We start from the raw sequence: 11,935 nt of genomic DNA on the forward strand, positions 1-11,935 counted from the left end.
ACTTCATTTTAATCAAGCTCTATCCGCAAATCAAGGGAATTTACTCCATGTTCAAAATGAAAGTTACATCAACGCTTCTTGAAGCAGACAAGACATAAGGCTTATAGTAAAGATGAATGCAGTCTATGGATCAACGAAGGAGCACCCCAAGTGAATCAACGACAACAACAAAAGATCATCCCTTCCTCCTGGGTTATTGCTGTCAAGCAAAGCGGTGGTCGGAACTATTATGCCCTGTATGCAATCGACTGGAAACGTGGCGGAAGAATGAGCTGGGAAGGCTGGGACCGCCTGGAGGATTTGTTGCAGTTTCATATTCCGGTCAGGCGAAAAGCGGGAAGTCGGAAGTCTGCTTCGCAACCAGCTGCCAAAATCGCCAAAAAAGCGCACTATCTGCATCTGGATGAGGCCCGGTACGAGGCGTTGGAGCAGCTCTTTTATCAACCTTTTTCGAAGAGATTATGGAGATTGTTTATTCGAGAAAACAGCTTTATGTAGGGAGTTCATTTCTTTTCATGATATAACAAAAAAAGCCTCTCCCTAATCCGGTTCAAGAACAGGGAAAGACTTTGAAATGAACTCAAATATATTTAATTTCTTCCGTTAATATACTACTCCAGACCATCATATCGCTTCAAAAACTCACTGGCCAGATTGCCTTCTGTCATCAATAGAACGGATTGATTTTCCAGCTCTTCGGCCTCATCATCATCCGTCATGGATATGAAGAATGTAATGTCTGCCTTGGATTGTCCGTAACGGGCAAAAACTTCATTCGGTGTTTCGCTCACGACCTTGGCCATAATTCGTATCATCTCATCCTTATAATTCTGAACATCTTCCGTTGCATACAACAATCGGCTGATATGGTTGAAATGCGTATCTTCGCCGTACTGATACTCTGAGTAGCCCCATCGATAGTAGATTTCGTCCTGCTCACTGTCACACAGGCCTTCTTCTTTCATCCTGGCAATATGCCTCGAAAGCGATTCCTCCGTATTTGCCGCCATAAACAGGGTAATCCAGTCACTGTCTGTTCCAAACGCACAAGCGTATACTTTTTCATGCTGCATCTCTTGCAGCGTTTGCTCCAGATCGGGAAGAAAGGCGGCTCTAAACTGTTCTTCGAATTCCTTTAAAAAGTGGTCCATCTTTCTTTCCTCTCAGTTCTTATGTAATCATGACCTATAAGCTTATTATGGTTGATTTTAACTATGGTGGCAACCGCTATCACTTGATTTTGACTTGTCACTTTAAAATGGGCCACCCCGTCTAAAAAGCAAAAAAGCCTTGCCCCATTCTTCATGACAAAGAATAGAAAAAGGCTTTCATGCTGCTTCAACTTCCTAACTGTTATTCGCGTCAGATCTTCAGTTCTCCGAGCTTAATCAGCTCTACAACTGCTTGCGAACGACCCTTAACATTGAGTTTCTGCATCACATTCGAAATATGGTTACGCACCGTTTTCTCGCTGATGAATAACTGCCCTGCGATGTCACGCGTCGTTTTGTCCTGAACCAGCAATTCGAATACTTCGCGTTCACGGTGGGTCAACAAAAATTTGCTTTTATGATCGATACCCTTCAATGTTCACCCCTCCTTGCTCGGGTTGTGTTGGTGTAACAAGGTTAAGGGGATACAGTCAACTCATCTTATGTCAGGTCAAGGGCGATGGTTCAGTTTTATGAAAAAAATGGGCAGTCCTTTGTTGATCCTTCGTAATGGAAGATACACAACGTTATGTAGTTCTGCATTTTCTTTAGATTGATTGCGATAAAAAACATGCCTTTGCCACAGATGTCCCCATCCGTGCAAAGGCATATTTGTTTAGCTGTATTCTACCGACGATTAGGATTCATAATGCCATCATTGTTGTTATTGTTATTGTTGCGGTTCATCATGCCATCGCCGAGTATTCCATCACGACGCTGATCCATGGCATTGGTCGGGAAGATGCGCTCAACCATGGACTGGAACGTGTCGATCATGCCGCTAACCGGCTTGCCGTTACGAATATCGTCAGCATATGTCTGCACATGATCAACGAAATCCGGGTTTGCCGATACATAGACATTCTCCACGTTTGGAGCAAATTGCTTGATTTTTGCAGCAACTTTTCCTTTGATTTCTTCAGAAGTATTATCATCCGAGCTGTCCTGGCGTTGTCCTACGCCCTGTCCTTCACTTTGCATTCCATAATGACCATCACTCATGGTGCGTTCTCTGCCCGTGTTCGTGAGCCCACGCATCATGCCGAAGGTTCCGGTACCCATCGTTCCATAGATGCTGCGGTCGTTCCCCATATGGCTGCGGTCTGTAGCCGAACCGGTGTTCAATCCGGGAGCGATACCGCTTGTAGTATAAGGAGACATGGTTCCGTCGCCCGCATGTACGCGCATACCACCCAGATCCTGATTCATGCTCTCGCTGCGCATGGTTCCGCTCGCACGATTACGCAGGTTACCATTCATTGTGCTATTGCGACCACCGTTATCGTTACCGTTTGCCTGGCTATCCATCTTGCCGGCATGACCGTCTGTTAAACGGACAGCAACATAAGCGTTACGGTCGGTTAACAGTACATTGGCCGACTTGATCTCTTTCATTTCGTTAATGCGTTTAGCCAGTTCGTCACTGGATTTCAGGTCAGTGACATTGTGCATGCGATAACTCCTGGCACGAATGCCATCCATTCCATTGGTCTCCACACCATAACGGTTCAGCCCTCGAACTTCCTGACCCGCATTATTGGTTTGCATATTGTTGTTATCTCGGCCATCACCACACCCTGTCAGTCCGGCCATTACAAAAATTGCAGTAGACAATGATAAGCTGATTGCTTTCGCCTTTTTGGCTGCTGGCATGTCTCATCCTCCAATGTGTATGGTTTAGGTCACAAGGATAGGATGCGCTTCTGGTGTACCCGATATGCTGAAAGGATATGGAACCTGTCCTGACAACAAAAAACAAAAGAGCGGCGCCAGCACGTTATGTGCGGCACCGCTTCTTTCCAAATTAACATATGGGTTTGATTTACCTAAAACCGCGTATATCCACATTTCCAAGACTACTCAGCAGATGAGGTTGAATCTTCACTTCCACTTCCTGCATCCGTCGATGCATCAGCTGCCTTCACCGTATCAGGAAATTTCTCCGCATCCTGCAAGGCATCTGCCTGAAGGGAATATGCCCACTGACCATCAGGTGTAATCACGTAGATGATACCGGGTTCCGATGCAACGGTAAGCCCCCGGTACACGTCGGTTACATTCTCTCCATTTACCTTCTGCTCAACAGAAAGTGTGAATCGTGGCACAGCATCCTTGAGCTCGGAAGCTTTGCGAACGTCGTCCGCAGTGGAGAGATTTTTAATTTTGCCGATGAGAGATACGGCTTCTGTGGATTCAACCGTCTCACCATTTAGCGTCCATGTCCGCTCGGCAGCACCGTCTTCCGAAGCCGACTTCAGTACCCAGGTTGCTGCTTCTCCTTCCCAGTCCAGAGAAGCGACATTTGTATCATCGAGATTAAACGGTGTCGTATCGAGCAGATCATGCCTTGTCAGCTCTATATTGCTGATCGACTCCGACTTTACAGCAACAACAGGCCCGGAATTCACCTGAACATAACGGGCATCATCTGCCGGAAGCTGTCCGCCGATCTTTAATATGATGTCACGGCTGTCCTTGGTTTTGATATCCAGACGGGCAGCAGTCGAACCCAATCCATACTTCTCCAGATCGGTCGGCGTCTCTTCCACTACCAATTCCTGTTCTGCTCCGCTTAGCGCGTCAAGCCAGCTGCTGACTGTATAACCGTTAAGCGGGTACGCCTTGGGTTCCACCATGCTCCATACGCCGTCTTTCAGCTCCAATTGGGCAGATGAAGAGGATGAAGCGTCTGCTTCCGTCTTATCTGTACTCGGGTCCTGAATGGCGATTGACTGGATATCATCAGACTGAATGCCAAGCAGCTGGACCTTCACCGCTTCTTCTTCGCGAAAATAATTCTGATTGGCCGCATAAATCCAGCCCACAATCAGTACCAACACGACCAGAATCGTCGGAATCCATTTCTTCATACGCGTCTGCGCCTCCACCATAAGAATACACCTATGATAACAAAGATAAGCGGGAAACCAACAATCGCAACGAAGAATATCGTTCTGGCCTGCTCACCATTCAGGTAAGCCACTTCATAACCAGCCTGCACCCGCGGACGAATGGTTAACCCGTCCTCTTTTTCGCTTAAATAATTGATGGTATTCAAAATGAAGTCACGGTTACCTCCATTACCGAGTTCCGAATCCTGCATGAAGATGGAAGACCCAAGGATTACGGCTTTCGGTTTGCCTTCGGTTGTATCTGCTGCATATCCTAGCTCGACAGGTCCCTGGATATCCTGATCCGGATCATTCGCTGTTTCGTTTTGCAGCAAGCCCGCAATATTCGTCTCGCCATAACTATCATCTGAAGATTGCATCAGTGGCGACAGTGTATATTTCTCCTGTTCCTTGCTTGTCAGGGCAATCGACAGGGATAACATCGGATACAACTGACTTGCGGACAGTTTATCTGTAATGGCATGTGTACCGTATTCGGGTACAACCCATAGTGGCCCCATCGTGCTGGCCTGCTTGTTGTCCACCATCACGGCATGCTCATCAACCACTCCATAATCGGCCATGAGCTTGTCGATATTTTTCCAGCTGGATTTCATATCCTCCACAAAACCGAGAGACAACATCAGCTTGCCACCATTGCTCAGGTAGGTTCGAATGGCTTTTAATTCAGCATCACTGAGATCCCGCTGCGGGCCAATGATCGCGAGTACGTCCGCATCTTCGGGAACCACTCCGGCCTGATTGAGCTGCAGTTCTTCTGTTGTAATGTTGTTTTGCTCCAGGGACGAACGAAGTGTGGTCAACTGATCCAGACCAAGTTCCTCATGCCCAGTCAGGAATACCATTTTCTTCATTTCGGTGGAAGACAGATTCATCAGAGCCTGCGTTAATTTTTCCTCCCCCGTGAACTGGTATGATCCATCACTGCCATCCCCCACTGCTGTAAACAGACTGGCGATATCAATAACTTTATATTGATCCCCCTGCTCCAGGACGATGGAACTGCCTGTGATGCCGTACTTTGAAGCAAGTGTCGGTTCCTGTGTCAGATTATACTGTTCCATCTTCAGCTTGCTGTTTCGTTTGGTATACTCCTGAACCATGTCCGTCACTTCGCGATTCAAGACGGTATTGTTGGCGTTCTCTACCGTTAATACCTTAATGCTGACGTCATCCTTTACATTTTTGATCGCGGTCAGTGACTGGTCCGATAAGGTGTATTGTTTGTTTGCCGTCAGATCCAGCTGGAATCCGCCAAGCGAATTCAGAAACAGCGTAAGCAAAATAAAAATGCCAATGACCGCTACAGACAGCACCGTACTATTCGTATGACTTAACCATTTTTTCATCTTCTCACCTCCACCGCTTCCGTTCCACGATTTGAATGCTGAGTAGCAAAAATACACCCGATAGCGTCACATAATACAAGATATCCGGTCCACTGAGCACACCCTTCGTGAAGCTGTCAAAACGGTTCGTCAGCGCAAATGGATCAAGCCATTTCTGCAGCGCAGAACCGGTATTGCCTGCGAATGAATCAAGCATCCACAATACGAGCAAAATAATAAAACCGGCCACCGCAGACACCATCTGATGCTGGGATAATGTTGAAGCAAACAATCCGATCGCCATCATGCTGCCGCCCAGGAATAAGAGTCCCAGCGCCGACAGCCAAACCGAAGTCACATCCAACGTTCCAAAGAACGACATGATGAACGGATAGACCAGACTGCACAGAATAAGCACGATCAGAATGGCCAGAGAGGCCAGATACTTCCCAAATATGACTTCCGTTACCCGAGCCGGGGAGGTCAGCAGCAGCTCATCTGTACCTTGCCTGAATTCCTCAGCAACCAGTCTCATGGTCAATAAGGGCACCACAAACAGCAGCATGGATAAGGTATCACCGAGCACGAGGCGATAATCCACAATACTGGGCTGGTAATACACGAAACTGGAGTAGAACAATAAACTTGTCATCAGCACATAAACCGCGAAGGCGAAATAGGATGTGGGTGACAAAAAATACGCCTGAAGTTCCTTATTGCAAATAGCCATCATTCGTCTCATTTGGATTCCTCCTCTGTTGGCGAATCCGCAGCATCTTCACGAACCAGGTCAGGTGTACCTTTATCAGGTGACTCATTGTCTGATTCCGTTGTAGTCAGCTTCAGGAAGATCTGCTCCAGACTGAGATTTTCCTTCTTCATTTCCAGGATCGGCAGTCCCGCTCCCGATAAAAGATAAAACAGCTCTTCCCGGAAGTCTTCGGGTGAATCTCCGGTAAGCAGCATTTTTACCGTTCCCTGCTGCTCTGTGCCGGCGTTTCCGTCCGAGGGTTGAATAACTTCCCTCCTCACCTTCTCCCAAGGTGTCAGCAAATGATGTAGCTGCTGCTCTGTCGCCTTGACTTCAATGGATACCTTAAACAGATCCCCCATCGAAGTACCAAAGTGCTGTGGTGAACCGTCGAGTACGAGCTGCCCCTGGTTAATAATCAACATCCGGTTACATAGCGCGCTGACTTCGGGCAGAATATGCGTACTGAGCAGCACCGTATGATTTTCGCCGAGCTCCCGGATGAGATCACGAATCTCCATAATCTGATTCGGGTCCAGCCCTGATGTAGGTTCATCAAGGACGAGCAGATCAGGCTTGTGGATAATGGCTCCCGCCAGTCCCAGGCGCTGTTTATAACCTTTGGATAGTCCACGCACCAGTTGTTTTTCCCGTTCCTGAAGCCCCAGCCTGCTGACCATCTCACTGACCCGCAGTTTAATCTCGCGTGCCGGAACATCCCTCAGGTTCGCGACGAATTTCAAATAGGACTGCACCGTCATGTCCGGATATAGCGGCGGTGTTTCCGGAAGATAACCGATTTTGGAACGAACAGCTCTGCCCTGATCATGCACCGATTGTCCATCAACCACAATCGAACCGGCGGTGGGTTGCAGGTAACCGGTGATCATGCGCATCGTTGTCGTTTTGCCGGCACCATTGGGCCCCAGAAAACCAACAATCTCACCGCGCTCCATTGTGAAATCCAGTTGATGCACGCCGCGCCGTCCATCATACACTTTGCTGACCTGTTTCACTTCGAGCACATTATTCATCCTTTCCCGTTAAAATACCCGTGTGCCATCAAGCAATCCAGATGGTCTACACGGGAAGTTCCTTGTATCTTACGGGGTCTATCCTAAACCCAGCTTAATGACACTTAAAAGAAAGATTAAAAATATATGTCCAAAATGTGAACAACTTGGGTTTCACCCACACCCTGTGCATTGGGGATACGTACCATACAGTACAGGAGTCAGCATTTTGCATAATTCGATTCCACTCGCTCCAAGGGACAATATTATAGACGAATAGGACCATTTCGATCTATAAATTGAGGATTGGAAGTCGCTTATAGGATTTATGCAAAATGCTCAGGAGTATGAGTTCCTGCACAAAAGTCAGAGGGTGAACCGTGTGAAAGTATTATTCACGTTTTTTGTACCAAGCGGTGGCGTGGATACCTTGAACCGATTGCGGACAGCCGTTCTGCAACGTCATGGCATTGAAGCGCATCTATTGTACCTTTATACAGGATCGGGTTTGCAGAACAGCACCGGCACTCCGGTCTTCACCGCGTCCAATGATGAAGAAATACGTTTTTTGATTCACAGCCAGCGTTATGACGCCATTATTGTGACTTCGGATATTTCCATGCCTGGCAGATTGAGAGGACTCGGCTATACAGGACGAATTATATTTGAAGCTCAGGGTCTCGGAACGAGAGATCAGGCACTTGAAACGATTCAGATGGCGATTCCTTACCTCCAGGCCCATTGTGACGCTGCTGTTCTGCCTCCTACCGATCACTTGCTGAATATGTTTATTCATATCTGCCCTTGGCTGCACCGGTTTGTTATCCCCAATATGCTGGACACCGATACGTTTGCTCCAGTTTCCGTAGACACTCCACCCTACCCCGTTCTGGCTTGGGTCGGGCGGCTGGAACAAAACAAAAACTGGCGAGAATACTTGAGCATCTCCAGCAAGATCATCAAAAAAATTCCCAAAGCCAGACTATGGCTGTTTCATGATCCCAGCTTGGCCAATCCCGAAGACGAAGTGATGTTCCGTCATATGCTGGCTGAATATGGTTTGGAGGATCGCATCGGCATCTTTGTCAATGTTCCTCACTCCCAGATGCCCACGTTCTATTCCATGATTGCAGCTTCTGGAGGAATCATGCTCTCGACGTCCCTTCTTGAAGGCTTTGGTTATGCGGTTGCCGAAGCCATCAGCTGCGGCTGCCCGGTACTCAGCACCGATTCGGATGGTGTACGTTCGTTCATTACTCATAACAAAACAGGCAAATTCTATCCTCTGGGCAATGTAAATGCAGCAGTAGATGAAGCGGTCGAACTCATGCATAATCACCAGTTACGTGAATATATCCGTGAACAGGGCAGAGAGCATATGACAGCCTCTTTCTCTCCGGATCGGTACGCTATTTCCTTCCGGGAAATGATGACCGCCCTGAGGATCTTCTCATGAGCAATGCAAAAAGGCAGTTCAGAACATATCTGAACTGCCTTGGATTAAAGAGATTAAGCACCTATTCATAAATTAGGATGATCCTTTAGTGCCCCAGCATCATGGCCGGATCCGGTTCATCCCCGGTCTGGAGCGTTTCTTCCTGCATTCGTTTTGGTTTACGGAGGATAAGACTCAGTAAACAACCGAACAATGCAATGCACGCGGCCAGGAAAAACGTGTCGTTGAAACCAGACACGAGACCCTTAATGACAGATGCAACGTCCGTACCACTTGTATTGGTCGCAATTCGGGAAGTCAGGAAACCGGTCAAACCAGCAACCGCAAAAGATACAACCACTTGTTGCGCAGCAGCGGTAAGCGGTGTGACCCGACCAACCAATTTGCGCGGAGCAGCGTTTAGCACATGCGTATTCAGTGGCATCATGGATAGACCCATACCGAGTCCCATCATCACGAGACTAAGAATAATTAGACCCAGACCCGTCTCGGATGTAATGGAAGACAGAGTAAAGAGTGCCCCCGAGATGATACCCAGACCCACGAAAGCGAGGGGTCTCGCCCCGATTTTATCAAACAAACGCCCACCAAGCGGCATGCCTACACCGGATGCCAAAGCTTGTGGTAGGAGGATTAACCCTGTTTCCAAAGCTGTGTAGCCTTTGATCTGCTGCAGGTAGAGCGGAATCAAAATCATGGCCCCAAACAAAGCGGTTTGTGAAACCCATGCAAGGATAATACCACGTGTGAAATCAGAGGATTTGAAGACCCGTAGTTCCAACAATGGATTTTGGTGACGCAGCTCCACAATGATGAACAGGATCAACGCTACTCCTCCAACGATTACACCTGTCAGTGTTGAAGTGGAGGTCCAGCTTGTGCCGCCCTCACTTACACCATAGGCGAGCATAGAGAATGCGATCGGCGCGAGAATCATGCCAAGCAGGTCAAGCGCGGGTGTTCTTCCACGGTCCGTATCAGGCAGAAATTTGATACATAGAATAAAAGCAGCAATACCGATGGGCAGATTGATCAGAAAGATCCAGTGCCAGCTGAGGGATTGAATGAACCAGCCTGACAATACCGGTCCCAGCGCAGGAGCCAGCAGCATTGGAATCCCGAGCATGCCCATGATCGAGCCTCTTCTTTCGGGAGGAGCAAGACGAAAAACCATAGCCATCCCTATTGGAGCCACCATTCCTCCGCCAAGTCCCTGGATAATCCGATACACAATCAATTGCTCGGGAGACTGTGCAATCGAGCATAATACCGATCCGAGAGTAAACATGGCTATCGTGAACAGGAAGACTCTTTTGGCACCGAAACGATCCGTGAGCCATCCGGCTAATGGGATAACTGCCGATAGAGCCAAGGTATAGCCCGTTACGGTCCATTGGATTGTCTTCAGATCCGTCTCAAAATACTGCACCAGATTCGGAATGGCGACGTTCACGACCGTACTGTCCAGAATGACCATGATCATACCAACGATGATGGCCAAGAGCGGAAGAATAATCGTTTTGATCGAGAACTCCTCCGGATTCTGGTTAACTGCTGTTTGTTGTTTCATTGACCACTCTCTTTTCCGGCTTGGAGGTATTTTCCCTCACGTACAGCCTTATAATCATGACTGATTCAAACATTTGTTTTAAACCGTCGTTTTAAACTTTTGTTTTAACCATGGTTTTATTTTAATGAAAATACCTTTGCTGTCAAGCTATTTTCTTATGTAAAATTCAGTATAAGCAAACACAAAAAAAGGGAACAGGCTCTCCCTGCTCCACCGATTTGGCTAGTTTTCCATCATGCTTTTTGCCTAACTAATCTGCCAGCTTAATCATCTGGTGTTCAGAGAGCACACCCAGCGTCAGTCCACAAGCACTTCTGCAATACACCCGAATCGCCAGATGATAGGGCCTGCTCTTGTTGCTGATGATTCGCAGTTCCCACATGGAGGGTGAAACGTTCAGGTCATGAATGATGTGGTTACGGCTGCTGCCGGTCGACTCTGCTCCAATATGAAAGATATGCCGATACAACTCTCCACTGGTCGGACTGATTCCGCCGACATATACATCCGCTCCGTCGTCCCCTGCGAATGCAACCTCCACGTCGATATACTTTATCGGAACAGCCGTTTGAAGCATGCCCTCATGGATTTCCATTATATATGCCCCCACACTTGTGCCTCCTTCTGCTGTGTACGACCTGGTAATAGTTTATGCTGCCCTACATCCCATGCCCGTTGTTTTCACCCATTTTTGACAGATGTACCTTCCTGCCCGGCCTTTGGCACGGCTTCTCTCATAGAATAGAAGGATAGCAGAACCGCCTGTGCAGGCCGTGACAAGGAGGTACTTATGAAAGTTCTGCTCGTTACCTATTGGGAGCTTACACAGATGGGAGGCATCTGGACCTATGTGAAACAGCTCGCCGACAGGTTGATGGCACTTGGCGTCGAAGTCGATATTATGGGAACGAACGGCGCGAAAAATGAAGTTTATATACGTAACCTGAATCGGAACTTCTCAAAAGAGAACGTATGGCCTATGCTGCAAGCCAAGCTCAATCCGACCGATCTTCCACAATTCACCGCTGACTCTCTCCTGGCATACTACGAATTGAACCGATATGCATTTGAAATGGCTGCTGCCTGTCTGGGTGTAGAACACTATGACATGATTCATGCACAAGATCCCGTGGCAGCCGTGGCGATGAAACGTATTCTGAAGAACAACACCCCCATGGTAACCAGTTATCACGGGGCACTTGCACGTGAAACCTTTTACGATGAGCAAAAATCCAAACCGTATCTTACGCTTCCAGCCTATTTGCAATCCAAACGCGGGCGTTATTTCCTCTCCCTGGAGCAGCGGAGCGCCGCACAATCCGAGCTGATTCTCGTCTCCAGCCGCTGGATCAAGAGTACGCTGACATCACTGCAGGTTCCTGATGACAAATTCCGGCTGATCCCTTATGCTGTGGACCTTCCCGCCTACCGTTCCCAGGCATCCGTCCGGTTCCGACAGCGGCCCCCTGCAGGCAAAAAGGTTATTGCCTTTACAGGCAGATTGGAATTTATTAAAGGCGTTCATGTACTGATCAACGCTCTGGCCAGCCTAAAGCAACTTCGCTCTGATTGGGTCTGCTGGATTGCAGGAGAAGGGAATCTGATGGAAGACCTGCGTTCCCAGGCTAATGATCTTGGTGTTGGAGGAGATATCGTATTTTGGGGCAAATTGGACAACATCCCTTCGTTCCTGC

Annotated in this window: 12 protein-coding genes; 3 read left to right on the forward strand and 9 right to left on the reverse strand. The window is 48.0% G+C overall.

Translation table 11 applies throughout. The annotated features are described in order from the left end of the window. Positions 1 to 150 precede the first annotated feature (150 nt). Positions 151 to 498: a hypothetical protein gene (locus CHI14_RS23820; protein ID WP_095291922.1), complete on the forward strand. Its 348-nt coding sequence runs from the start codon at positions 151 to 153 to the stop codon at positions 496 to 498. Between the two features lie 113 nt (positions 499 to 611). On the opposite strand, the gene CHI14_RS23825 is transcribed toward CHI14_RS23820, so the two are convergent. The 7 genes from CHI14_RS23825 to CHI14_RS23860 all read right to left on the reverse strand — a co-directional run bounded on the left by CHI14_RS23825 (position 612) and on the right by CHI14_RS23860 (position 7,227). Then, positions 612 to 1,151, reverse strand: coding sequence for a DUF4303 domain-containing protein (locus CHI14_RS23825; protein WP_095291923.1), 540 nt, complete (start codon positions 1,149 to 1,151; stop codon positions 612 to 614). A 211-nt stretch (positions 1,152 to 1,362) separates the two neighbouring features. Further along, the gene (locus CHI14_RS23835; protein WP_017692532.1) at positions 1,363 to 1,587 is read right to left on the reverse strand and encodes a helix-turn-helix domain-containing protein; all 225 of its coding nucleotides are present in this window, start codon (positions 1,585 to 1,587) and stop codon (positions 1,363 to 1,365) included. A gap of 251 nt (positions 1,588 to 1,838) precedes the next feature. Next, positions 1,839 to 2,864, reverse strand: coding sequence for a YhcN/YlaJ family sporulation lipoprotein (locus CHI14_RS23840; RefSeq protein ID WP_095291926.1), 1,026 nt, complete (start codon positions 2,862 to 2,864; stop codon positions 1,839 to 1,841). Between the two features lie 203 nt (positions 2,865 to 3,067). Continuing rightward, positions 3,068 to 4,081 (reverse strand): DUF4340 domain-containing protein, encoded by a 1,014-nt coding sequence (locus tag CHI14_RS23845; RefSeq protein ID WP_170948256.1) that lies wholly within the window; start codon positions 4,079 to 4,081, stop codon positions 3,068 to 3,070. Next, positions 4,078 to 5,472, reverse strand: coding sequence for a GldG family protein (locus CHI14_RS23850; protein WP_095291929.1), 1,395 nt, complete (start codon positions 5,470 to 5,472; stop codon positions 4,078 to 4,080). The genes CHI14_RS23845 and CHI14_RS23850 overlap by 4 nt, the downstream gene beginning before the upstream one ends. Positions 5,473 to 5,476: 4 nt before the next feature. Further along, positions 5,477 to 6,193, reverse strand: a complete 717-nt coding sequence (locus tag CHI14_RS23855) for an ABC transporter permease subunit (protein WP_095291931.1) — start codon at positions 6,191 to 6,193, stop codon at positions 5,477 to 5,479. Further along, positions 6,190 to 7,227: an ABC transporter ATP-binding protein gene (locus CHI14_RS23860; protein ID WP_249281221.1), complete on the reverse strand. Its 1,038-nt coding sequence runs from the start codon at positions 7,225 to 7,227 to the stop codon at positions 6,190 to 6,192. Before CHI14_RS23860 ends, CHI14_RS23855 begins: the two co-directional genes overlap by 4 nt. 316 nt (positions 7,228 to 7,543) lie before the next feature. Between CHI14_RS23860 and CHI14_RS23865 the strand changes: the two genes are divergently transcribed. Next, positions 7,544 to 8,671 (forward strand): glycosyltransferase family 4 protein, encoded by a 1,128-nt coding sequence (locus tag CHI14_RS23865; RefSeq protein ID WP_095291934.1) that lies wholly within the window; start codon positions 7,544 to 7,546, stop codon positions 8,669 to 8,671. Between the two features lie 85 nt (positions 8,672 to 8,756). On the opposite strand, the gene CHI14_RS23870 is transcribed toward CHI14_RS23865, so the two are convergent. Next, the gene (locus CHI14_RS23870; RefSeq protein ID WP_095291935.1) at positions 8,757 to 10,241 is read right to left on the reverse strand and encodes a DHA2 family efflux MFS transporter permease subunit; all 1,485 of its coding nucleotides are present in this window, start codon (positions 10,239 to 10,241) and stop codon (positions 8,757 to 8,759) included. Positions 10,242 to 10,491: 250 nt separating this feature from the next. Next, positions 10,492 to 10,851, reverse strand: coding sequence for a hypothetical protein (locus CHI14_RS23875; protein WP_095291936.1), 360 nt, complete (start codon positions 10,849 to 10,851; stop codon positions 10,492 to 10,494). A 180-nt stretch (positions 10,852 to 11,031) separates the two neighbouring features. Here CHI14_RS23875 and CHI14_RS23880 point away from each other — a divergent pair. Further along, positions 11,032 to 11,935: glycosyltransferase family 4 protein (locus CHI14_RS23880; protein ID WP_095291937.1), on the forward strand; the 904-nt coding region annotated here is incomplete at its 3' end.

The sequence above is a fragment of the Paenibacillus sp. 7516 genome (genome assembly GCF_002272715.1).
Taxonomy (GTDB): Bacteria; Bacillota; Bacilli; order Paenibacillales; family Paenibacillaceae; genus Paenibacillus; species Paenibacillus illinoisensis_A.